The sequence below is a fragment of the Actinosynnema mirum DSM 43827 genome, assembly GCF_000023245.1.
GTDB classification, from domain to species: domain Bacteria; phylum Actinomycetota; class Actinomycetes; order Mycobacteriales; family Pseudonocardiaceae; genus Actinosynnema; species Actinosynnema mirum.
In genome coordinates this window covers 973,381-995,826 of record NC_013093.1, presented here as the reverse complement: position 1 = coordinate 995,826, position 22,446 = coordinate 973,381, and the positions used below count along the sequence as shown (strand labels likewise).

22 protein-coding genes, 1 other RNA gene and 1 pseudogene are annotated in these 22,446 nt (G+C 72.4%); 10 read left to right on the top strand and 14 right to left on the bottom strand.

Annotation, left to right across the window (positions count from 1 at the left end):
• Nucleotides 1-15 precede the first annotated feature (15 nt).
• Nucleotides 16-969, top strand: a complete 954-nt coding sequence (locus AMIR_RS35290) for an alpha/beta hydrolase (protein ID WP_187313483.1) — start codon at nucleotides 16-18, stop codon at nucleotides 967-969.
• Nucleotides 970-1,148: 179 nt separating this feature from the next.
• A complete protein-coding gene (gene panB, locus AMIR_RS04520) occupies nucleotides 1,149-2,012 on the top strand; it encodes a 3-methyl-2-oxobutanoate hydroxymethyltransferase (RefSeq protein ID WP_012783526.1) in 864 nt (287 codons plus the stop codon).
• A 72-nt stretch (nucleotides 2,013-2,084) separates the two neighbouring features.
• On the opposite strand, the gene AMIR_RS04515 is transcribed toward panB, so the two are convergent.
• Together AMIR_RS04515 and AMIR_RS04510 are read right to left on the bottom strand one after the other, a co-directional pair.
• Complete coding sequence (locus tag AMIR_RS04515; RefSeq protein ID WP_012783525.1) at nucleotides 2,085-2,279, bottom strand: DUF397 domain-containing protein; 195 nt, start codon at nucleotides 2,277-2,279, stop codon at nucleotides 2,085-2,087.
• The gene (locus tag AMIR_RS04510; RefSeq protein ID WP_012783524.1) at nucleotides 2,276-3,154 is read right to left on the bottom strand and encodes a helix-turn-helix domain-containing protein; all 879 of its coding nucleotides are present in this window, start codon (nucleotides 3,152-3,154) and stop codon (nucleotides 2,276-2,278) included. The genes AMIR_RS04515 and AMIR_RS04510 overlap by 4 nt, the downstream gene beginning before the upstream one ends.
• 485 nt (nucleotides 3,155-3,639) lie before the next feature.
• Here AMIR_RS04510 and AMIR_RS04500 point away from each other — a divergent pair, with 485 nt between their 5' ends.
• The 5 genes and pseudogenes from AMIR_RS04500 (at nucleotide 3,640) to AMIR_RS04480 (ending at nucleotide 7,474) form a co-directional block, all read left to right on the top strand.
• Entirely contained in the window at nucleotides 3,640-4,494 is an 855-nt protein-coding gene (locus AMIR_RS04500; RefSeq protein WP_041837362.1) for a radical SAM/SPASM domain-containing protein, read from the top strand.
• Nucleotides 4,495-4,505: 11 nt separating this feature from the next.
• A complete protein-coding gene (locus AMIR_RS04495; RefSeq protein WP_012783521.1) occupies nucleotides 4,506-5,249 on the top strand; it encodes an AAA family ATPase in 744 nt (247 codons plus the stop codon).
• Nucleotides 5,250-5,259: 10 nt separating this feature from the next.
• Nucleotides 5,260-6,090 (top strand): phosphotransferase family protein, encoded by an 831-nt coding sequence (locus AMIR_RS04490; protein ID WP_012783520.1) that lies wholly within the window; start codon nucleotides 5,260-5,262, stop codon nucleotides 6,088-6,090.
• Between the two features lie 43 nt (nucleotides 6,091-6,133).
• Nucleotides 6,134-6,619, top strand: a pseudogene (locus AMIR_RS04485) (3-methyl-2-oxobutanoate hydroxymethyltransferase); the annotation flags it as partial.
• 102 nt (nucleotides 6,620-6,721) lie between these two features.
• Nucleotides 6,722-7,474, top strand: a complete 753-nt coding sequence (locus AMIR_RS04480) for an AAA family ATPase (protein WP_012783519.1) — start codon at nucleotides 6,722-6,724, stop codon at nucleotides 7,472-7,474.
• A gap of 42 nt (nucleotides 7,475-7,516) precedes the next feature.
• Here the strand turns inward: AMIR_RS04480 and AMIR_RS04475 are convergent, their stop codons facing one another.
• On the bottom strand, nucleotides 7,517-8,887 hold the full coding sequence (locus tag AMIR_RS04475; protein WP_012783518.1) for a LamG domain-containing protein: 1,371 nt from the start codon (nucleotides 8,885-8,887) through the stop codon (nucleotides 7,517-7,519).
• A gap of 102 nt (nucleotides 8,888-8,989) precedes the next feature.
• Here AMIR_RS04475 and pip point away from each other — a divergent pair, with 102 nt between their 5' ends.
• Entirely contained in the window at nucleotides 8,990-9,925 is a 936-nt protein-coding gene (gene pip, locus AMIR_RS04470) for a prolyl aminopeptidase (RefSeq protein ID WP_012783517.1), read from the top strand.
• A 4-nt stretch (nucleotides 9,926-9,929) separates the two neighbouring features.
• On the opposite strand, the gene AMIR_RS04465 is transcribed toward pip, so the two are convergent.
• From AMIR_RS04465 to AMIR_RS04420, 10 genes are all read right to left on the bottom strand, one after another.
• Nucleotides 9,930-10,685 carry a helical backbone metal receptor gene (locus AMIR_RS04465; protein WP_012783516.1) on the bottom strand — a complete coding sequence of 252 codons (756 nt, stop codon included), beginning with the start codon at nucleotides 10,683-10,685 and terminating at the stop codon, nucleotides 9,930-9,932.
• Nucleotides 10,685-11,353, bottom strand: a complete 669-nt coding sequence (gene npdG / locus AMIR_RS04460; RefSeq protein WP_012783515.1) for an NADPH-dependent F420 reductase — start codon at nucleotides 11,351-11,353, stop codon at nucleotides 10,685-10,687. Before npdG ends, AMIR_RS04465 begins: the two co-directional genes overlap by 1 nt.
• A gap of 140 nt (nucleotides 11,354-11,493) precedes the next feature.
• Entirely contained in the window at nucleotides 11,494-11,688 is a 195-nt protein-coding gene (locus tag AMIR_RS04455; RefSeq protein ID WP_012783514.1) for a hypothetical protein, read from the bottom strand.
• A 145-nt stretch (nucleotides 11,689-11,833) separates the two neighbouring features.
• Nucleotides 11,834-12,556 carry a hypothetical protein gene (locus AMIR_RS41485; protein WP_012783513.1) on the bottom strand — a complete coding sequence of 241 codons (723 nt, stop codon included), beginning with the start codon at nucleotides 12,554-12,556 and terminating at the stop codon, nucleotides 11,834-11,836.
• Between the two features lie 100 nt (nucleotides 12,557-12,656).
• Nucleotides 12,657-13,670, bottom strand: a complete 1,014-nt coding sequence (locus AMIR_RS04445) for a C40 family peptidase (protein WP_012783512.1) — start codon at nucleotides 13,668-13,670, stop codon at nucleotides 12,657-12,659.
• A gap of 1 nt (nucleotide 13,671) precedes the next feature.
• The gene (locus AMIR_RS04440) at nucleotides 13,672-14,310 is read right to left on the bottom strand and encodes a hypothetical protein (protein WP_012783511.1); all 639 of its coding nucleotides are present in this window, start codon (nucleotides 14,308-14,310) and stop codon (nucleotides 13,672-13,674) included.
• Complete coding sequence (locus tag AMIR_RS04435; RefSeq protein ID WP_012783510.1) at nucleotides 14,310-16,253, bottom strand: hypothetical protein; 1,944 nt, start codon at nucleotides 16,251-16,253, stop codon at nucleotides 14,310-14,312. The genes AMIR_RS04440 and AMIR_RS04435 overlap by 1 nt, the downstream gene beginning before the upstream one ends.
• Nucleotides 16,250-19,117: an ATP-binding protein gene (locus AMIR_RS04430; protein ID WP_012783509.1), complete on the bottom strand. Its 2,868-nt coding sequence runs from the start codon at nucleotides 19,115-19,117 to the stop codon at nucleotides 16,250-16,252. The genes AMIR_RS04435 and AMIR_RS04430 overlap by 4 nt, the downstream gene beginning before the upstream one ends.
• A complete protein-coding gene (locus AMIR_RS04425; protein WP_012783508.1) occupies nucleotides 19,098-19,595 on the bottom strand; it encodes a hypothetical protein in 498 nt (165 codons plus the stop codon). Before AMIR_RS04425 ends, AMIR_RS04430 begins: the two co-directional genes overlap by 20 nt.
• A 4-nt stretch (nucleotides 19,596-19,599) precedes the next feature.
• Nucleotides 19,600-19,875, bottom strand: coding sequence for a hypothetical protein (locus AMIR_RS04420; RefSeq protein WP_012783507.1), 276 nt, complete (start codon nucleotides 19,873-19,875; stop codon nucleotides 19,600-19,602).
• Nucleotides 19,876-20,264: 389 nt separating this feature from the next.
• Between AMIR_RS04420 and AMIR_RS41480 the strand changes: the two genes are divergently transcribed.
• Complete coding sequence (locus tag AMIR_RS41480; protein ID WP_012783506.1) at nucleotides 20,265-20,735, top strand: hypothetical protein; 471 nt, start codon at nucleotides 20,265-20,267, stop codon at nucleotides 20,733-20,735.
• A gap of 39 nt (nucleotides 20,736-20,774) precedes the next feature.
• On the opposite strand, the gene rnpB is transcribed toward AMIR_RS41480, so the two are convergent.
• Nucleotides 20,775-21,177: RNase P RNA component class A (gene rnpB / locus AMIR_RS36590), an RNA gene on the bottom strand.
• Nucleotides 21,178-21,457: 280 nt separating this feature from the next.
• Between rnpB and AMIR_RS04410 the strand changes: the two genes are divergently transcribed.
• Nucleotides 21,458-22,003, top strand: coding sequence for an NAD(P)H-dependent oxidoreductase (locus AMIR_RS04410; RefSeq protein ID WP_012783505.1), 546 nt, complete (start codon nucleotides 21,458-21,460; stop codon nucleotides 22,001-22,003).
• Nucleotides 22,004-22,446: the final 443 nt, after the last annotated feature.

The following is a 22,446-nucleotide window of genomic DNA, read 5'->3' as shown; positions in this document are numbered from 1 at the left end:
GGAGAGCTCGGCCACGTGCGAACCACGATCCACACACCGGCAGGCAGGCTGCACCTCCGCGCGCGGGGGTGCGGCCCGGTCGTCGTGCTCAGCTCCGGGCTGGGTGGGGCGTGGTTCGACTGGGACGCCACGGTAGCCCTGCTGGAGCCGCACGTCCGGGTCTTGGTCTTCGACCGGCCTGGGACGGGTGGGAGCGGTCCCGCGCTGCGGGCGCCGTCGGTGGCGCGGGAGGTGGGGGTGCTGGACGCGGTGGTGGGGGCGGCTTCGGCTGGTCCGGGGGCCGGGGCGGGGGCTGGTCCGGGGGCCGGGGCGGGGTCGCGGCCGGGTTCGGGGGCTGGTTCGGGGTCGGGGTCACAGGCCGGTTCGGGGTCACAGGCCGGTTCGGGGGCGCCGGTGGTGCTGGTGGGGCACTCGATGGCGGCGCTGCACGTGGAGGCGTGGGCGCGGTTGCGGCCGGGGCGGGTGGCGGGGCTGGTGCTGGTGGACCCCGACCCGGTGGCGCCCGGCGGTGGGCGGCCGTTCGACCCGGCGTCGGTGGTGGCGGGGTGGGCGCTGCGGTGCGGGGTGCACCGGTTGTCGGGGCGGCGGTGGGGGTCGGTGCTGGGGTGGGGCGGGCCGCTGCTGCGGCGGGGGGCGATGGCGGTGACCACGTTCGGGCGACAGGACCGCGCCCCCGGAAGGCTGGTGCGGCGGGTGTACGGGCGACTGCCGGTGGGTCTGGCGGTGCTGGCGGAGCTGGCGTCGTTCCCCGAGCAGGTGGCGCGGGTGCAGGAGCTGCGGGAGGGGACCGCGCTGCCGGACGTGCCGTTCGAGGTGCTGGCCCCGGTGGCGCGGCCGGAGCTGGAGGCGATCGCGGGGATGTCGGCGCGCGGACGGCTGGTGGTGGTGCCGGGGAGCAGGCACATGGTGCACGTGGACCGGCCGGACGCGGTGGCGCTCGCGGTGCTGCGGGCGGCGGGACTGCGGTGAGCCCGTCGGGCGGGTCGGCACGGGGCCGTCCGGCGCGGCGTTCGGGGGTTGCGCGAAGCGTGTGAGGCTACTCGCACGGGGTGTCGCCGCGGTGGTGGCGGTGCGACCCTGGAGGGGTACACCGTGCACCAAGGCCCGGAGACCCGCTGGAGCGGGCTTCGAGGGAAGGACGGTCGACGATGACCTCGAGCGCTGAGGTTCCCGCGCCCTACGGGACCGGGGCCGGTGGGCCCGCCGGTCCACCCGCCAAGCGGGTCCGCATCCACCACCTGCAGGAGCTGAAGGACCGCGGCGAGCCGTGGCCCATGCTCACCTCGTACGACATGTACACCGCCGAGCTGTTCGACGAGGCGGGCATCCCGGTCCTGCTGGTCGGCGACTCGGCGTCCAACAACGTCTACGGCTACGAGTCCTCCATCCCGGTGACCGTGGACGAGCTGTTGCCACTCGTCCGAGGGGTCACCCGAGCGGTGAAGCGCTCACTCGTCGTGGCCGACCTGCCGTTCGGCTCCTACCAGGTGTCGGTGGAGCAGGCCGTGGCAACGGCGGTCAGGTTCATGAAGGAGGGCCGCGCGCACGCGGTGAAGCTGGAGGGCGGGCGCGCGTTCGCGCCGCACATCCGGGCCATCGTGGACGCGGGCATCCCCGTCATGGCGCACATCGGGTTCACCCCGCAGCACGAGCACCAGCTCGGCGGGTTCCGCGTGCAGGGCCGCAACGAGGCGTTCGACGCCGTCGTCGCCGACGCCCACGCCGTCCAGGAGGCCGGGGCGTTCTCCGTGGTGCTGGAGATGGTCACCTCCGAGGTCGCCAAGAAGATCACGCACGAGCTGCGCATCCCCACCGTGGGCATCGGCGCCGGACCCGACACCGACGCCCAGGTGCTGGTGTGGCAGGACATGATGGGCCTGCGCCGCGGCAAGGGACCCAGGTTCGTGAAGCGCTACGCCGACCTCGCCGGGATCATGGGCGACGCCGCGCGCGAGTACGCCGCCGAGGTGCGCGGCCACCGGTTCCCCGGACCGGAGCACTCGTTCCACTGAGCGATTCAGCTTCAGCACCGACCGGTGGCCGCTCCCCCTCGCCGGGGTGGCGGCCACCGCCGTTCCCCAGGGTCAGCGGCGTTGCCCGAGCAGAAAAGCGCTGAAAGCCGCCGAGGAGAAGGAGAGGCGGGACTCCGGCGACTTCGAGTCGCGGACACCGATGTGCTCACCCGACACGGCCCCAAAGCGAACCTCGACGCACTCGTTGTTGGCACCACCGCTGTAACTGCTCTTGAACCACCGGTGAAGTGGCGCTCCCGTGCTCACCTGTCCAGCTCCTCGTCATATCCGGCCGCGCGTTCGGCGATGAGCGCACGGGAGTCCTCCGGCCCAAGCGCGACTGCGCGCAGCTTGTCGTAACTGCGGAAGCACTGCTTGGTGTCTTCCGGATTGTCGACGTAGACACCGCCGCCGATGAAGGTCTGCTGGTGGACGATGTCCGGCACCCTGCCGTCGAACCGGAACAGCGTCAACGCGCCCCCCAGCAACGGGTGGTCCCGCGCCGCCGTGGGCACCACCTGAATGGTCACGTGCGGCCAGCGCTCGGACGCGGTCGAGAGGTGCAGCAGCTGGGCGCGCATGACCTCTGCGCCCCCGATCGGCCTGAGCAGGGCGGCTTCGCCTATCACGAACCACAGGCGCGGCGGCGCTGCCCTGTCCAGCAGTCGCTGACGGGAGAGCCTGAACCGGACGCGGGTCTCGATCTCCTCGACGCCCACTTCCGCGAGGCTGGACATGGTCACGCTGATGAGCGAGCGGGCGTACAGCTCGGTCTGGAGCATTCCGGGTATCAGCTCGCCCTGGAAGTAGTAGACCTCGGACGCGTCGTCCTCGTGGTCCCCGATCCGGCGGAAGGCGCCGGTGAAGGGGTCGGGGTGCATCCGCCTCGTGCGCTTGCGCGCTTCGCGGGCGAGCATCAAGAGCTCGTCGCGCTTGTCGCCTTGGACCGCGAGGAAGTCGAGGATCTTCTCGACCTCGTGGACCTTCAGCGCCCGCTCACCGCCCTCGACCTTGCTGATCAGGCTCGGGTCGACCTCGATGACAGCGGCGACGTCCTTCTGGTGCTTCTTGGCTTCCAGGCGTATCCGCCGGAGTTCGATGCCGATGTGGCGCTTCCCGAGCGAGGGGCGAGCGCTGCCCATCCGTGCTCCTCCCGTGGTCTGTGACGCTGCGGTGGACAGTGTGCCCGGCGGCGCGCCGAGAGCGGCGGCAGGCAAGTTCACCCGTTTGTTGTCACATGACTCTGTCACATGACAGCTACTCTGCCACGTGACAGCCACTCGCTCCGCAGGAGTCGACCGGCGCACCGGAAAGGCCTGTCCCACATGAAAGACCCGACCGTTTCGCCCGTCACCCACGATGACGACGACCACCCCCTGGCCTGGCTGCTCAGCCCACCACGCGGAAACGGGGTGATCATCTTCTGGCCTGATCACAGCCTGCACTTCTCCGAGGACCAGGAGACCGCGCTGAGGTTCCTGGCGCTCATGGAGGGGGTTCGAGCGGACGAACTCCACCTGACCGAACGAGGGGGTCCGCCGACGAGCGGTGACAACGCGTCGACGACCTCGGACAGCGCACCAACCGAACGGAGGCAGCCGAGTTGAACGGGATTTCTTTTCTCTGGTTGGAGATCACAGGCAAGTGCCAGTTGCAGTGCCTGCACTGCTACGCCGAGTCGGGCCCCTCGGGCACGGATGGCGACATGACAGCGGCGGACTGGCTGAGCACGATCGACCAAGCCGCTGATCTCGGGGTCGAGATGGTGCAGTTCATCGGCGGGGAACCGACGCTCCACCGGTCATTGCCCGTTTTCGTGAACCACGCGCTCGGGAGGGGGATGCAGGTCGAGGTCTTCAGTAACCTCGTCCGCGTGGCACCGCACCTGTGGGAGGTCTTCGCGCAGCCGGGAGTCCAACTCGCGACGAGCTACTACAGCGACACCCCGGAAGAGCACGAGCGCATCACCAAGGGGCGTGGCAGCCACCTCCGGACCAGGAACAACATCGGCGAAGCGCTCGACCGGTCGATCCAGCTGCGGGTCGGGGTGATCGACCTCGGCGATGGCCAGCGCGTCGACCAGGCTCGCGGTGAACTGGCCGCCCTGGGAGTCACCGGCGAGGTGCGGGTCGACCACCTGCGGCAGGTCGGACGCGGGGTGCGCACCCTCGCACCCGACGTGTCCCAGCTCTGCGGGCACTGCGGTCGAGGCAAGGCCGCCGTCGGTCCGGACGGATCGGTGTGGCCCTGCGTCTTCTCCCGCTGGATGCCGGTCGGCAACGTCCGGCGCACTCCACTCGCCGACGTCCTCGGTGGTCGGGGGATGGCTGACGCGATCACCGAACTCGACAGCCAGTTCTCGCCGAGGCCCTGCGATCCGGCGTGCGGACCGAGTTGCAGCCCGGCTTGCAACCCGTCGTGCTGGCCCACTGGGGCGGGACCGTGCAGGCCCAAGGGCGGCTGCCAGCCCAACTACGACTAGCAGGAGCGCGCGTGTTCGTCAGCGGGGCCTACGTGCCTGAGTCCTTCCGTCCCGACGACTACCGGGAGTGGCCTTACACGATCCCCGCGGTCGCGCAGGTCGTCGAGCAGGGATTGGAGTTCACCCACCCGGTGACCTTCCTCGTCGGGGACAACGGGTCCGGGAAGTCGACCCTGGTCGAGGCCATCGCCGAGGGGTTCAAGCTGGACGCGCGCGGCGGACGGGCAGCCCGGAAGTCCGGCGGCCCTGACCTGGGGAAGACCGCCTTGGGCGAGGTGCTGCGCCTGGAGACCACCGCCAGGGGCGCCCGGATGCTGGCCGGCCCGAGGCTGCGCAAGAAGGGCTTCTTCCTGCGCGCCGAGACAGCGTTCAGCATGACCGAGAACCTCGGAGGCGTCCCCGGCTACTGGGACGAGGACACCGCCGAACTGAGCCACGGCGAGGGCTTCCTCGCCATCTTCCGATCCATGTTCCGCGACCCCGGCTTCTACGTCATGGACGAACCCGAATCGGCGCTGTCGTTCACCGCCTCGCTCCAACTGGTCGCCCTGATGCACGACCTCGGCCGGTCCGGGGCGCAGGTGGTCTGCGCGACCCACTCCCCCATCCTCGCCGCCACACCGGGAGCGGACGTCATCGAGGTCGGAGAGCACGGGCTGCGACGCGCCCGGTGGGCCGACCTCGACCTGGTCGCGGGGTGGCGCCGGTACCTTGAGAACCCCGACGCCTACCTGCGGCACCTCGTCGACGAGTGAGGAAGGTGCCATGACAACCGAGGTCAGCGAGGCCGACGCGCGGTTCAAGCGGTGGATGCGCGACAACCTCGACCGCGCCGCCGAGCACTTCGGCGTGGTCATCACCGGTGACCCGCTCATCGGCTGGATGGACCGGTCCATCAGCGCACCTGTCCGAGAGGGGGATTCGGATCGCTGGCTTCGAGTCGTCTCCGAGGACAAGCAGTGGACCGGTGGCGACTTCTGGACGGGCAACCTCGACGCCAACTCGTTCGCAGGACTCGCCAAGCCGCACGTGCTCGACGTGTTCGAGTGGGAGGAGTGGCGGCAGCAGCGCGCGGAGATCATGACTCGCGTGCCCGGTAGCACGTGCTCGCCCACCGACGTGCTGCGTGCGGGGATCTCGCTGGACGACATGTGGTGGGAAGAGCTGCGACGGACGACGGACACCATCGCGGCGACGCCGACCAAGCGGGTCAACAGCGATCAGGACAAGGTCACCGAACGGCTCACCAAGCAGTTCGGGGACGCGGTGGACCCGATCGTGGCGGAATGGGAAACGGTGCACGGGGACGTGCACTGGGCGAACCTGGTGCGGCCTCGATTCGGTCTGCTCGACTGGGAGTTGTGGGGACGTGGGCCGAAGGGGGCGGACGCCGCGACCCTGCTGTGCCACAGCCTCCTGGTTCCAGGGACGGCACGACGCGTGCGCGAGGTCTACGCGGACGTGCTCGAAACGGAGACGGGTCGGATCGCGCAGCTCTACGTGGCTGCTCGGCTGCTGCGACGCATCAGGGGCGGGGACTACCCCGATCTCCTGGAGCCGCTCGAACTGCACGTTCGCGGACTGCTCGGTTCTTGATCTTTTCGCGTGCGCGCGGCCCTCCTTCATGAACCGAAGGTGAGTGAAGGAGGGCCGCGCGCACGCGGTGAAGCTGGAGGGCGGGCGCGCGTTCGCGCCGCACATCCGGGCCATCGTGGACGCGGGCATCCCCGTCATGGCGCACATCGGGTTCACCCCGCAGCACGAGCACCAGCTCGGCGGGTTCCGCGTGCAGGGCCGCAACGAGGCGTTCGACGCCGTCGTCGCCGACGCCCACGCCGTCCAGGAGGCCGGGGCGTTCTCCGTGGTGCTGGAGATGGTCACCTCCGAGGTCGCCAAGAAGATCACGCACGAGCTGCGCATCCCCACCGTGGGCATCGGCGCCGGACCCGACACCGACGCCCAGGTGCTGGTGTGGCAGGACATGATGGGCCTGCGCCGCGGCAAGGGACCCAGGTTCGTGAAGCGCTACGCCGACCTCGCCGGGATCATGGGCGACGCCGCGCGCGAGTACGCCGCCGAAGTACGCGGCCACCGGTTCCCCGGACCGGAGCACTCGTTCCACTGAGCGCGTGAGCGCCTGGACGACTGAGCGCCTGACGACCGGTGGCCGCCCTCTCCCCCTCAGGGCGGGCGGCCACCGGCGGGACTACCACCAGCAGGAGCGCGTGTGTTCGTCAGCCGGGCCTACGTGCCGGAGTCCCTGCGTCCCGAGGACCGCTGGGAGTGGCCGTACACGATCCCGGCGGTCGCCGAGGTCGTCGAGCGCGGGCTGGAGTTCACCCGCCCCGTGACGTTCCTGGTCGGGGACAACGGGTCCGGGAAGTCGACGCTGGTCGAGGCGATCGCCGAGGGCTTCGGGCTGGACGCGCGCGGCGGGCGGGCGGCCCGGAAGTTCCACGACCCCAACGCGGTCAGGACCGACCTGGGCGAGGTGCTGCGCCTGGAGACCACCGCCAGGGGCGCCCGGATGCTGGCCGGTCCGAGGCTGCGCAAGAAGGGGTTCTTCCTGCGCGCGGAGACCGCGTTCGGCATGACCGAGAACCTCGGCGGCGTCCCCGGCTACTGGGACGAGGACACGGCCGAGCTGAGCCACGGCGAGGGCTTCCTGGCCGTCTTCCGGTCCATGTTCCGCGATCCCGGCTTCTACGTCATGGACGAGCCGGAGTCGGCGCTGTCGTTCACCGCGTGCCTGCAGCTGGTCGCCCTGATGCACGACCTCGGCGAGTCCGGGGCGCAGGTGGTCTGCGCGACGCACTCGCCGATCCTGGCGGCGACACCGGGGGCGGACGTCATCGAGGTCGGGGAGCACGGGCTGCGGCGCGCGCGGTGGGCCGACCTGGAGCTCGTCACGAGCTGGCGGCGGTACCTCGAGCACCCCGACGCCTACCTGCGGCACCTCGTCGGGGACCTCGACGACTGACGACCGGTGGCCACCCCGGTGGGTGGGCGGCCACCGGGGTTCTCAGAAGTGGAAGGAGTCGTTGTAGAGCAGAGTGACGTCATCGTCGCTCGCCGCCCCGGAGAAGACCCGGACGTCGTCCAGGGAGCCCCGCAAGCCCTCCCCCACCAGCAGCGAGGCGGCCGTCGTCGCGGTGGGCGTCCACGGGGCGGTGTTCTGCTTGACGGCGTCCACGTACAGGGTGGCCGTGCCGGTCGTGTGGTCGTGGACCACGGCCAGGAACACCCAGCTGCCGTTGTCCGCCGGGAAGAACGAGGTGGCCGTGCCGCCGGCGCCGGTGGCGGACCACTTCCCGGTGGACGCCTGGTAGCCCAGGGTCGCCAACGGGGTGCTCGGGTCGCCGAGCACGGCGACCCGGAGGTCGGCCGTCAGGTCGGTCGGACGGACCCAGGCCGCAAGGGTGAACGGCTGGTCGGCACGCGGGCCCGTCGTGGGCGCGGTGATGGCGGCCGTGCCGTCGAGGTTCAGGAAGCGCTTGTTGTCGTTCCGGCCGGGGACTCGGGTCACTCCGCCGGGCAGGGTCGTGGTCGCCCCGGTGATCGAGTCGGCGGTGGTGGCGCCCTCGGTCTCGTTGAAGCCGTAGCGGTGCAGCTCGGTCAGCGGGAACTCCGGCGCCTGGGGCTGCGGCGGGGTGACGCTGAACCAGTAGGTGGTGACCGGCGAGCGGTTGCCCGCACGGTCCTCCGCTTGCACGACCAGGTGGTTGGCACCCACCCACCTCGGGAGGGTGGTCAGGGTGGCCGTGCCGTCCGGGGCGGCGGGCACGGTGTGGATCGGATCGGAGCCGAAGCCCCACACGTACGCCACCGGCAGCTCGGGACCACCCGGTCGGAAGGTGAACGTGCCCGGCACGTCCGGGCCGCCGTGGTCGCCTGCCTCGGGGTAGTCGGTGGACGACACCAGCGGGGCGTCCGGCTTGACGCCGTCCACCTCGAACTCGCAGGGCGACGACCACTCGCCGCCCGGCGTGCGGACCCGCCAGGTGTAGAAGCCGCCGTGGGACAGCACACCGGCGGGGACGCGGACCTCCGAGTAGACGCCCAGCGGGATGCTTCTGTCGTGGAGCACGGCCAGTTCTGCACCGGGGGCGTCCACCGTGCCCGCGTGGACGGCGTACTCGAACTCGCCGGTGCCGCCCGGCCCCTGGATCCTGGCGCGCAGGCGCGGGGTCTGGGTGAAGACGACGGACCGGTCCGGGCCCACCCGGCACGGGATCGCCTGGTCGGGGTCCGGACCGAGGCCCTCAATACCCAGGTCGGTCGGCGCGGTGGTGGCGTGGGCGGGTGCGGCTGTCGCCAGCAGGGTCAGCGCGGTGGTCAGCGCCGTCAGGAGTCTGGGCGCGGTGGTGCTCCGGCCGCTGGTGCGCGGTCGCATGGGCGTTCCCCCTTGTGAATTTTGCTCACCTTTGACGCTAGATCCGCAGCGCACATCCGATGAACGGCTGACCGGCGCAATCCCGCAGGGCACAGTGGAGGCATGTACCCCGAGATCGAGCCCCACGAGCAGGGCCTGCTGGACGTCGGCGACGGGAACCTCGTGCACTGGGAGGTGAGCGGGAACCCGGAGGGCAAGCCCGTCGTGTTCCTGCACGGTGGACCCGGTGGCGGGTGCTCGCCCGCGCACCGGCGGCTGTTCGACCCCGCCGCCTACCGGATCGTGCTGTTCGACCAGCGCGGGTGCGGGCGGTCGACCCCGCACGCCAGCGAGAACCCCGACCTGACCGCCAACACGACCTGGCACCTCGTCGCCGACATGGAGAAGCTCCGGGAGCACCTCGGGATCGAGCGGTGGCAGGTGTTCGGGGGGTCCTGGGGGAGCACGCTCTCGCTCGCCTACGCGCAGACCCACCCCGAGCGGGTCACCGAGCTGGTGCTGCGCGGGATCTTCACCGTCCGGAAGAAGGAGCTGGACTGGTACTACGGCGGCGGCGCCGGGATGCTGTTCCCCGAGCTGTGGGAGCAGGTCGCGCGCTGGGCCCCGGACGGGGACGTCATCGGCACGTACTCGCGGCTGCTGAACGACCCCGATCCCGCCGTGCACGAGGCCCCGGCGATCGCGTGGAGCGTGTGGGAGGGGTCCACGGTCACGCTGCTGGAGCGCGCGGACCTGACCGCCTCGTTCGCCGAGCCCCGGTTCGCGCTCGCGTTCGCCCGCATCGAGAACCACTACTTCGTCCACGGCGCCTGGCTGGAGGAGGGGCAGCTCATCCGGGACGCGCACAAGCTCTCCGGCATCCCCGGCGTGATCGTGCAGGGGCGCTACGACATGGCCACCCCGCCGGTCACCGCCTGGGAGCTGCACAAGGCGTGGCCCGGTTCGGAGCTGGTGATGGTCGGGGACGCCGGGCACGCGTTCGACGAGCCCGGCATCCTCAAGGCGCTCGTCGAGGCCACCGACCGGTTCCGCCCCTAGCGGGCTAGAGGTCCAGCACCGGGGCCAGGACCGCCTCCAGGGGCGCCCTGGCCTCGGCCAGCGAAGGGCCGTACCAGGTCAGGTGGCGGCCGGACACGTGCACCGGCACCAGGTCGGGGAACGCCTCCGGGCCGTCGGCCGGGGTGAACTCGTACGGCTCGTCCGGCAGCACGACCACCCGCGCGCCGCACTCCCGGAGCTCCGCCAGCGGCGGTCGGGGGTAGCGGTCGGGGTGCGAGGCGTAGGCGTTGGCCACGCCCAGGCGCGCCAGCACGTCGCCCGCGAACGTGTCCCGGCCCAGCACCACCCACGGCCTGCGCCACACCGGGACCACCGCCGTCACCCGGACCGGCTCGGCGCGCGACCACAGCGCCTCGGCGCGCACCAGCCACCCCGGTTCCGCCGCCCACACCACCTCGAACAGCCTGCGCAGCGACGCCAGCGCGGCGGGCACGGTCGCCGGGGCCCCGGTCACCCACACCGGCACCCCGGCGGCGCGCAGCGCGGCCACGTCGCCCGGCCGGTTCTCCTCGCCGTTGGCCAGCACCAGGTCCGGGCGCAGCGCCAGCACGCGATCCACGTCCGGGTACTTCGAGCCCCCCACGCGCGGCACGTCCAGGCCGGGCGGGTGGGTGCAGTAGTCGGTGGCGCCGACCAGCGCGGCCGGGTCGACGGCCTCGGTGAGCGACGGGACCAGGCTGACCACCCGCGTGGGCGGGCGGGGCAGCGGGACCGGCTCGCCGAGGTCGTCGACCGGCATCAGATGTCGGTGATCCGCAGGCCCGCGTGGGCCTTGTAGCGGCGGTTGACCGCGATCAGGTTCGCGGTGAGCGCCTCCACCTGGTGGGCGTTGCGCAGCCTGCCGCCGTACACGCCCCGGAAGCCGGGGACGGCGTCGGCGAGCGCGCGCACCAGGTCGGTGGCCTCGCGGTCGTCGCCGAGCACGAGCACGTCGCACGCCACCTCGGCGAGCGAGAGGTCGGCCAGCTTCACGGCGGACACGTGGTGGAACGCGGCGGTGACCCGCGAGTCCGGCAGCAGCGCCTCGGCCTGCTGCGCGGCGGAGCCCTCGGCGACCGGCAGGGCGAACGGGCCCTGCTTGTCGAAGCCGAGCGGGTTCACGCAGTCCACGACCACCTTGCCCGCGAGGGCCTCGCGCAGCCCGGACAGCAGCTCGGCGTGCCCGTCCCACGGGACCGCGACGAGCACCACGTCCGCCTGCCGCGCGCACGCCTCGTTGTCCGCGCCGCTGACGCCCTCGGCGCCGGTCTCCGCGCGGATCGCCGAGGCGGCCTCCCCGGCCCGCTCGGCGGAGCGGGACCCGATCACGACCTTGAGGCCAGCCTTGGCCCAGCGCAGGGCGAGGCCCTTGCCCTGGGCGCCGGTACCACCGAGCACGCCTACCGTGAGGTCTTCGACACCAGTCACCGGATCATCACATCACAGGTGGGGGGTGGAGGGGTGGACGAGCGCGACGGCGGTGCGGTCGCGCGGACCGGGGCGCGGGTGGTGGTGCGGCGCGACTTCGGCCGGTCGCCCGGAGCTCCGGGCTCGGGTTCGGCGCCGCGCTAGCCGTTCTTCCACTCGTCCTCGGCCTCGTCGGCCGCGTCGGCGTTCTCCGTGCGCTGCCTGGCGATCTCCAGCGCGCGGTCCGCGGTCGCCCGGTCCGGGTACGGGCCCATGCGGTCCGCGCCCCGGCAGCCGAGGCCCTGCTCGGACGTGCGGTGGGTCAGGCAGTAGTACCAGCCATGAGGGTCAGCCATGCCTTCAAGATCCCACGACGGTCGCAGGCGCGCAGATCATCGGCAACCGCGACCGGCGGAGCGTTGACGGCGGGACGTCGCCGGCAGGCGGCACCTGCGGGACGTCGCCTGCGGGGCGCCACCGGCAGGCGGCACCGGCCAGGCGTCACCAGAAGCGCTTCTTCTTCTTGCGCCCCGCCTCCTCCGGCTGCGGGTAGCCCTGCCCCGGCGCGTGCTGCGGGTGGGGCTGGGCGTAGCCGCCCTGCTGGGGCGCCGGGTGGTAGCCGCTGGCCTGGTCCTGCGCCGGGAACCCGCCGGAGCGCGGGCCCACCTGGTTCTGCACCGGGAACCGGTCCGACCTCGGCCCGGTGCGGTCCTGCTGGTCCCGGAAGTCCTGCACCGGCAGCGCCCCGGGGTGCGGGCCGCCGTGGTCCTGGTGCGGCTGCGGGAACCCGCGCGGCGGGGTGGTCTGGTCGGCGGCCTCGCGGACCACCGGGTCGAGGCAGGAGACCAGCACGACGTGGTTCTCCGGGTGCTCGATCGGCCTGCCGCCGCGCTCCCGGTAGACCAGCTCGCCCTCCGAGTCGATCTCCATGATCGCGCCGACCTCGGTCAGCTGGTCCTCGTCCAGGTCGACCAGCCGCTCGCGCCGGGACGGCACCACCCGGTACTCCGGCCACCGCAGGTGCCCGTGGGTGCGGTGCAGCTCGGCCAGCAGGTGCACCATCTGCTGCTGCCACGGCAGCGGCATGGCCTCCATCAGCGACCGGGGGAGCACGGCGTAGCCCGCGTCGACCGCGCCGGGCGGGCGGGACCCGAGGTAGTCCCGGACGGGGTTGCTGGACGCCGGCGGACCGCCTCGGCGCTGGACGGGTTCGGGGGTGAACACGGTGCCTCCCTCAGCACGACGCGGTCGGTCGGGGCGGTCGGTCGGGGCGAACGCTCGGGCGGGTGCGGCGCGGGGCGGTCGGCCGCCCCGCGCGCCCCGCTCAGACGCCGGGCCGGACGGCCAGCGGCATCAGCTCGTGGTAGTCCCGGTTCAGCTTGCTGATCTTCACCACGTCGCCGGTCTGCGGCGCGTGGATGTACTGCTCGTCGCCCAGGTACATGCCGACGTGGTGCACGGAGACCGGGTCGGACGGGTCGCTGGCCCAGAAGATCAGGTCACCGGCCTTGGCGTCCGCGATCGGCAGGTGCGCGCCGCCGCGCATGTACTGGTCGTTGGCCACGCGCGGGATGGTGACGCCCACGCTGCCGAACGCCTTGACCAGGATGCCGGAGCAGTCCCAGGCGTCCGGCCCGTTGCCGCCCCACAGGTAGGGCTCGCCGAGCTGCTGCTTGGTGAACTCGATCGCGCCACCGGCGGCGCCGGACGCCAGCAGCGCCTTGCCCTCGCCCGCGCCGCAGCCCGCCGGGTCGGGCACGTTGCCCAGTTCGCCGATCAGGAAGGCCGCCATGGCCTCCCAGTTGTGGTACCGGTCCGGGTAGGCCGAGCGCTCGACCCGCTGGGCGGAGTCGCCGGGGCGGCGCTCCTCCCAGTCCGGCACGTTGAGCAGCACGTCGTAGAACTTGTTGACCGCGTAGACCGGGTCGGTGACCTGGGCGGGCGTGCCCCAGCCCATGGAGGGGCGCATCTGGAAGATGCCCAGCGAGTCCCGGTCGCCGTAGTCGAGACTGCGCAGGCCGGACTCGGTCATGCCCGCCTGGATGGCGACCTGCCAGGCGAGCGCGGGGAGCTTGCGCTCCTGGCCGATGGAGATGATCTTGGCGACGGTGCCGCGCTGCTCGTCGTTCAACCTGCTGGCGTCGTACTCGCCCTTGCCCGCGCCGTCGGCGGCGTTCCAGGGTCCGATGGCGGCGTTGCAGCTGGAGGCGGCGCGGAGGATGCGGCCGTTCTCGTCGACGGCCGGTGTGGAGTCGTTGATGATCTGCGAAACACCGTTGAACGTGGCGAAGGCGACCACGACGACCGCGACCACGGCCGTCACCGCGACCTTGAGCATCTCACCCCACCTTGTCGTACTTGTGCACTCGCCAGCCGGCGGGATCGGGGAACTTGACCACAGTGATCACCATCTTCCCGGTTTCCACCTCCGCCTCGAACTCCGCGGACGCGCTGCCTGCGGAGATCCGCTTCACCTCGCCCTTGATCACGACCGGCACCAGGGCGGGGTCGACCGACTTCAGGTTGGGCAGCAGCTCCTCGGAGGTGAACGGCTCCAACCCCTTGAGCCACTTCTCGTTCGTCGTGCCCGCCGGGTGGTCGGCCCACTTGTCGAGCCAGGACTCGACGACCAGCTGCGCCTCGGCGGGCACCACCACGTCGCTGCCCGTCGTCGCGGGCGACGGCCGGGTGGGCGCGGGCTCCTTGGTCTGCGGCGGGGCCGTGGTCGAGGTGGGCAGCACGCCGATCTGGGTGCCCTGACCGGGCTGCCCGCCCACCGAGGTGCTCAGCGGCGGGACCTCACCGCCCTGGCGGGCCTGCGCGCCCCGGTCGGTGAGCTGGGGCACCAGCACGCTGGCCGCCACCACCAGCGCGGCGAAGCCGACGACGGTCATGGCGAGGTGGTTGGGCGAGCGCAGCGGCCAGCCCCAGAGCCTGCGGTAGACCGCGGCGCGCCCGCGGTTCGTCCTGATCGGCATCAGCCATCCCTGACTTCCAGGCCGCGCGACGGCCGGTAGATCACGTGCACCTGCCTGCCCGCGACGACCTCGGTCTCGGCCGCGCGCGGGTTGCTGATCGGGCCGGGGTCCACGCGCGTGGCGTAGGTGGTCGACCGGGACGGCACGAGCACCGCGTCGTCGACCCGGTCCCAGCCCCGGTCGGCGACCGGCGGGGTGTCCACGACCCGCGACGCGCGCCCGGCGGGCAGCGCGGCCTGGCCGCCGGACGGGGCCAGCGCGGGCCGCGCGCGGGACGGCAGCTCGTTCTGGCCGCCGTAGCCCGAGGAGCCGTAACCGGAGGAGCCGTAGTCCGAGGAGCCGTACCCGCCCGAGCCGTCGCGGTCGAGCCGCTGGGCGGTGGCGCTGACCACGGCCGGGTTGGCCGCCTCGGGGCGCACCCGCTGGGCGCCGCGCTGCGGGACCTGGGGTCCGTCGTCGCCGTCGCCGTCCCTGACGGTCTCCCAGAACTCCTCCTGGGGCGTCGGGCCGGTGTCCTTGCGCTTGCCGAGCCGGGAGAACACGCCGCCCTTCATCGGCAGCGCGCTGCCCGCCGTGCCCACCGACATCTCGACCATCTGCCACATGCGGCCCAGCGGCTTGCCGATCATGAAGCAGACCACGGTGAGCATCAGGCCGAGCATGGTGCGGGTCAGCAGCGACAGCCCGGAGGCGTTGAAGATCGCCTGGAGCAGCAGGGCGTGGGTGCCCGCCAGCACCGCCAGGATCAGCACGTTGAACACGGTCACGGCGGCGGCGCGGGCGACCTTGCGCAGCAGCTCGTGGTGCAGCAGCGCGACCAGGCCGATCAGCGGACCGGCGAGGGTGAGGATGCGCAGCAGCAGCTGGGCCAGCAGCACCGCGGCCTTCGCGAACAGCTGGAACAGCGAGAACGCGACCGCCTGGAGCAGCGACAGGAACCCCGCGCCGGTGCGACCGCCGTCCGCGCCGGAGAAGTAGCCCTGGGTCGGGCCGAGCTCGGTGTAGACCGCCTTGAAGTCGTTCTTCTTGGCGTCGAGCGCGGCCTGGTCGCCGTCCTTCTGCTCGGCCATCTCGTCCAGGTTCCACGCCTGCGCGGCCAGCAGCCTGGGGCCGAACTCGGCGGCCTGCGGCGCGTCGGGCGTGCCGAACTCGCCGCGCAGCCAGGTCTGGTAGACCACCGCGTCGTGCAGCCGGGACGGCAGGACGTGCAGCGCGTCGTCCTTCTCCGGGGCCTCCAGGAAGCCCGCTTGGATCTCGGAGGTCTTGGTGACGAGCGTGCCGTCGAGGAACGTGTAGAACTGCGGCAGCGCGAGCGTCGACGTCGCCAACCACATGGCGGCCAGCGCCCAGAGCCCCCGCTTGGAGATCGCGGCGAGGTCGCCCTGCCAGATCTGCCGGAACATCAGCACCGCGAGGACCAGCGCGACCAGGCCGAACCAGCGCAGGTAGACGTTGTCGTAGACGCGCTGCACGCCCGCCTCGACCGCCTCGTCCAGCGGCACCAGCAGGCCCCGGCCCATCACCGTGTAGTGCAGCGCGTTGGTGGCGCCCACGATGTTCTTGCCGATGTTGAACAGCTCGTTGCCCATCCAGGTGTCGATCACCGCACCGGAGTCGGGCACCACCGTGCAGTTGGTCTGGTAGGTGTGCCAGACCATGCCCGCGTAGCTGTACCGGTCGTACGGCGTGTCGGGCAGGCCGTTGCCGAGCGGCGGGTCGATCGCGCCGACCATGCCGGAGCCGGGCCGCTCCGGGTTGGGCGCCTCACCGCAGTTCGCCGCGCTCGCGGCGGGCGCGCCGATCACGACCTGCAGGCCGACCAGCGCGACCACCACCGCCATGGCGCGCCAGCGACCGCGACCGGCCGGTCCAGGGGTGCGCGCGTTCCGCCGCCAGGCCCACAGCGCGACGGACAGCGCGGCCACGAGCGAGAGCAGCGTCATGCCGCACCTTCCCGACCGCCTCGGCGGTTTCCTCCCTCACCGTGCGCGGAGTCGACCAAATCGTCGGCGAGGCCGACCTCCAGGTCGGCCGCCAACTCGTCGTCGTAGTCCTCGTCGGGATAGCTGTCGTCGTACGCGAGCGGGTCCTGGGCCGGGAGCACCGCCTGCGCCTCGGCAGCCGCGGCGCTCTCGCGCAGCGCGTCCGGGGTGGTGTCCAGGGACTGGCGCAGGTGCTCCAGGTGCGGGCCGGAGAAGTCGATCTTGATCCGCTCCACGCCGCCCGCGCCGTCCGCGAAGATGAACTGGCGCGGCGCCCGGTCCCGCTCGGTGGCGTTGCGCACCCCGCCCGGCCTGCGGCCCAGGCTCGCCACGACCTGCTCGTAGCCCACGCCCACCGGCACCTTGAGCAGCCGCAGCGCGTCGGCCTGCGCCTGGTCGTCGTCCAGCCGCCCGACGAACACCGAGTCCAGCAGGGCCACGAAGCCCTGGATCTTGAGGAAGTCGGCCGGGATCTGGCTGGACAGCAGCACGCGCACGTTCCACTTGCGCGAGTCGCGGGCGAACCGGTTCATCAGCACCCGGCCGGTCGGCACCTCGGACAGGAAGAACGCCTCGTCGATCCAGACGCCCTTGCGCAGGTCCTTGGGCCGCTCGTAGATGGAGCGCTGGGTGAGCCAGGCGGCCAGGTTCAGCATCTCCACGCCGAGCGCCTCGGCGTCGGTCCAGTGCTCGCGGCCGACGCCGTCCTTCGGCAGGTTCAGCCCCGCCATGGTGAGCACGGTCAGCCGGTCGTCGCGCTGGTCGCGGTACGGGTCGTCGTCGTCCTCGGGGATGAGCAGCGACATGCGCTCGCGCAGCTCGTCCAGGAAGTCCGCGACCACCACGGCGTGCTCGTGGTGCTCGGAGGCGTCGCGGCGCAGCGCCTCGAACACCTGGCCGGGGTGCGCGTCGGGGCGACCGCCGACGGTGCGGACCGCGCGCAGCAGCACGATCCTGGTCTGCGGCAGCCGGGCCACCTCGTAGGGCAGCAGGCCGCTCAGCGCGTCCAGCACCAGGCGGCGGCGGGTGGCCGCGGCCAGCGCGCGCTCGCGCCGCCACGCCCGCTCCGGGTCGTCCTCGTCCATGAAGTGCTCGAGCTGCGGCTCGGCCACCACCCGGTAGGGGTTGAGGATGCCGGGCTGGGCGTTGAGGAGGTTGATCGGACGGGCGTAGGGGCGCAGCTCGGGCAGCTCGCACAGCGCGGCCAGCGGGCCGGACGGGTCGAGCAGCGTCCAGTGCGCGCCGGAGCGCAGCGTCTTGTAGACGATGCCGCCGCCGAGGAACGACTTGCCCGCGCCCAGGCCCGCGACCAGCGCGCTCAGGCCGGACGAGTCGCGCAGCTCCTGCGCCATCCACGGGTCCCACGCCACCGGGCGGCGGGTCGCGGTGACCGTCTCGCCCAGCAGGATGCCGCGCCGGTCGCCGACCTCGGCGGTGGCCGTCGGCACCGAGGACGCCGCCCACAGCACCGAGCCGCGCCGCAGGTACGCCGAGGACGACAGCGCCTCACCGGGGATGAACTCCCTGGCCAGCGCGTACTGCGCCTCGGGGTGCTCGATGGCGACCTTGGGCTTGTACAGGTCGAGCAGGGCCTGGGCCAGGCGCAGCGCCTCGCGCTCGTTCGGCCCGGACACCGCCAGGCGCCACCACGAGCGCACGCGGGTGCCCAGCGAGGTGAAGCCCGACGTCATCTCGTCGTCGATCTCCAGCACCCGGCCCGCCTGGCGGGACAGCGACTGCGGCGGCTCCAGCTCGTGCTCGTCGGTGTAGTGCCGCACCTGCGAGCGGACCTTGTTCATCTGCCGCTGCAGCTCGCCCGCGACCTCCTCGGGGCGGCGCACGTAGATCCGGGCCGACCACTCCACGGAGGCGGGCAGCCGGTCGGCGCGCTGCACCCACGGGTCGTCGATCTCGGGGATCTGCAGGCCGTGCATCAGGCCCACGGTGAGCACGGCGACGTTGCGCCGGATGCCCGCGTTGGAGCCGGTGCGCCCGCGCACGGTGACCGTGGGCGAGTAGGGCTCCTGGTGGAAGTCGGCGGCGTCGGTGAAGCTGGCCAGGTCCTCCGGCTCCCACGGCGCGCCCGGCACGGCGGGCAGGTTGCGCGGGGCGGGCAGGCCCAGCGAGCAGGACCGGTGCATCAGCCAGGACATCTCCTCGGCGGTGACCGGACGGCCTTCGAGGCCCGCGGAGCCGATGACCTGGTCGAGGTGGTCGACCTCGGACTCGATGGCGACCAGCTCGGCGTCCACCGCGTCCGGGAAGACCCGGCGCAGGACGGGGGCGGCGCGCTCGACGGCGCGGTCCATCATGTTGCGGGTCTGGACCTGGACGCCGAGGTACACCTCCTTCTCCGCCATGGACCGGCCCATGAGCTGCTGCTGCTCGCCGACCATGTAGTCGTCGAAGCTGAGCGCGCCGGGGGTGTCCGGAAGCCGCCGAACGGCGTTGTGGACGTGCGCCTCGGCCCACATCCTGATGGGGTACGGGCGGGTCGTCACGCGCAGGTGCATCCAGCGGCCCTGCAGCTCGGCGTACTGCCCGGCGATCGCGGCGATGAGGTCCTGGCGCTGCGAGTCGGAGCGGAACGACCAGCGCTGCGGCGCGAGCTTGTACCAGGCGTACACCTCCTGGCCGGTGCGCAGCAGGTGACCGTCGATCGTCCGGGCGGCGATGGACGGGGTGTAGCTGGGGATCACCTGCTCGCCGGTCAGGCGGCGCGCGCGCTTGCCGCTGGACGACTGGCCGCGGGTGTCGCCCGGCGCGGCGTGCTGGGCGACGTGCGGCGCGTTGCGGCGGTCCCGGTCACGCCGGCGTCCGAACACCGCGAACCTCCTTCTTACGGCGTTGCTGCCTGCGGTGCTGTTGCTGGCGGCGGTCGTGCTCCTGCGCGCGGCGGCGCTGCTCGCGCTCGGCGCGCTTGACGCCCTTGGGGCGCTTGCGGGGTCGTTCGCGGGACACCCTGAGGCGGGCGGCGCTGGCCGCGCCGCCCGCGCCGGAGGTCTGCTCGCGGGGCGCGGTCAGCTCCCGGCTCAGCATGGTCATCGCGGCCGACAGCGGGCGCTCGTGGTTGATCCGCGAGGTGATGAACCTCGTGATGAGCACGGTGCCGATCAGCGCCCACGCCGTGCTGAAGAACCCGAAGCCGATGCCGACCTGCCGCTCGACGGTCAGCACGAGCAGGAAGACCGCGATCCCGACGCCCCAGGCCACGTAGCGCGCGCGCCACGGGAAGGTCGCCTTGGGCGGGCCGAGCCAGACGGCGTCGACCCGGTAGACCTCGTCGTCAGTGCGTACCCGCACCTGGTCACCCGCCGGTGAACAGGCCGGCGATCCACGAGCCGATGTCGGCGCCCGCGTTCGTCGTCACGGCCAGTCCGATTATGGCCAGCGCGATGATCACCCCGCCGAGCCTCCGCATGACGCCGGCGTTGTCGCCCTTGCCGCCGCCGAGCCACAGCAGCAGGACGGCGACGGTGAGCAGGAGGAGGGGCACGAGGTTGTCGAGAATCCACTGCCGCACGCCTGTCGTGCCCAGCGAGGGGGCTTGCTGCGCGAGTGTTACCAGGGACATGGCGGTCATCTCGTACTCCTGTGGTACGCAGGACTTCAGGCGGCGGACCGAGGGGGGTCCACCGGGATCGTGCGCTGTCGAGTAGAACACGTCTCGGTCACGAGGCGCACCGGCGTCCTAGCGCTCCGTCGATGATCAAGGCCCGTTCCCTCCGACGTAGATTACGTCTAATCTGACTCACAGCCATAATGGGTCCGAGTCGAGCGGCGGAGGACCGGCTAGCCCGGATTCTCCCGTTTGCCGGGACAGTTCACCCGGATGCAGGCACGCAGGTGACGCACCGTGCGCACCGGCGAGGGCTCTTTGGGCTGCTGTTGACGTCGAGTGACCCGTTCGGCAGGGCGCGCGCCCCCTGAACGGCCGTGTGGCCCGGATTACCTCGCCGAGGAGGCTCGCAGATGGCCAAGCCGCCCGAAGCCGTGCCCGAGACAGCCGGAAGCATCGTGGAGATCACCACCGAGGCCGCCGAGGCGATCGCGGTCGGCGTGAACGAGATCACGGTGGGGGCGGGTGCGGCGCCGACCGGGCAGGCCCCCGAACGGGCGAGCGGCAGAACGGCCGCGGACGAGGTCGAGCGGGAGATCGAGCGCGTCGTCGAGCAGGCCGCCGAGCACGTGGTCGGGCCGAGCGGGCCGGGGCGGCGGGTGCAGCGGACGGTGAACTTCGACCGGGACGTGCTGGAGCGGGCGCGGGCGGCGGCGACGTACCTGGCGGCGCGGGAACCGGGGTCCGGGGTGCGGAGCCTGGCGGACATCGTGAACCCGGCGGTGGCGGCGTACGTGGCGGAGCTGGAGCGGCGGTACAACGAGGGCGCCGGGTTCCGACGGGTGTACCGGATGCCGCCGGGGCGGCCTTCGCGGAAGCCTTGAGGGGCAAGCCTTTCCCACTCCGGAGGAGTGGGAAAGGCGCGGAGGAGCCGGCTTGTAAGCCGGATCCTGTCCACGGGCGCCTCTCGGCGCACCGCTGGGCGGTCATCCATCTAGGCCCGACGTCGCCGCCGGGCTCGTGCGGCCTACCCGCAGGCTCGGGCGGGCAGCCCTCGAACGCCTGCGCAGGCGCCCCCTGGGGGACGCCCTCTTGGCCTTGCTCCGGGTGGGGTTTGCCTAGCCGCCCCCGTCACCGGGGGCGCTGGTGGTCTCTTACACCACCGTTTCACCCTTACCGCCGGCGCGAGCGCCGGTGGCGGTCTGTTCTCTGTGGCACTGTCCCGAAGGTCGCCCCTGGTTGCCGTTAGCAACCACCCTGCCCTGTGGAGTCCGGACTTTCCTCGGCGGCGGGTGACCCCGCCGACGCGACCGCCCTGCCGACTCGTCCGCGCCGCCCAGGGTACAGGGCTCGCCGTCAGGGCTCGCCGTCCCGCCCCGTGGAACCCCCGACCCGCGCCGGTTGTCCGATCCGCCCGCTGCTGCTCTACTCGGTTCCGTGACCGGGAGCACGCTGCTCACCCGGCGACGCCACGTCGACTTCTGCCGCACCGGCGCCGCGATCTGTTGCCGCTGACGGATTTCACCTCGCGGTCAGAGCCTTCCCCCCGTCGCCACACCCCCGGCAGCCCCCGGTTTTCCCCTCCTGCGGAGAGGTGCGTCCCGTCGTGTCCAGTGTGCTCGTGGTGTCCGGAAGCCCGTCCCCCGGTTCGCGGACCGGGGCGGTGGTGTCGCTCGTGGAGCAGGCGCTCGCGTCCTGCGGGTGCGAGGTGCGGTCGCTGCACGTGCGGCGGCTGCCCGTGCTCTCGCTGCTCACCGAGGACCTGCGGGACCCGGTGATCTCCGACGCGGTCGGGGCGGTGCTGCGCGCGGACGGGGTGGTGGTCGCCTCGCCGGTGTACCGGGCCGCGCACAGCGGGCTGGTGAAGGCGCTGGTGGACCTGCTACCGGAGAAGGCGTTGCGCGGGCGGCCGGTGCTGCCGGTCGCCAACGGCGGCGCGCAGGGCAACCTGGTCGCGATGGACTACGCGCTGAAGCCGCTGCTCGCGGTGAAGGGCGCGGACTCGGTGCTGGCCGGGGAGTTCGTGCTGGACCAGCACATCCGGGGCGGGTCGGTCGCCGAGGAGCGCGCGGTGGGGCTGCGGCTCGCGGTGCAGCGGTTCGGCGAGGTGGTGCGCACCGCGTCGGGGAGCCGGCGGCTGCGGATCGCCTGACCTGGGCTCCCCCGGCCGGGCGGAGCCTGGCCGGGGACACCGCTCCGGCCGACGGCGGACCCCGGTGGCGGCGCACCGGGGTTCCGCGCGTCAGACCAGGTGCGAGGTGTCGTTCACCAGGCGGACGGAGGCGTGACCCCGGCCGGGCGGAGCCTGGCCGGGAACACCACCCCGGTCGACGAAAGCGCCTGTGCCACCACACCGGGGTTCGGCTTGCGCCCCACCTCAGACCAAATGCGAGGTGTCGTTCACCAGGCGGACCGAGGCGTGACCCCGGCCGGGCGGAGCCTGGCCGGGAACACCACCCCGGTCGACGAAAGCGCCTGTGCCACCACACCGGGGTTCGGCTTGCGCCCCACCTCAGACCAAATGCGAGGTGTCGTTCACCAGGCGGACCGAGGCGTGACCCCGGCCGGGCGGAGCCTGGCCGGGAACACCACCCC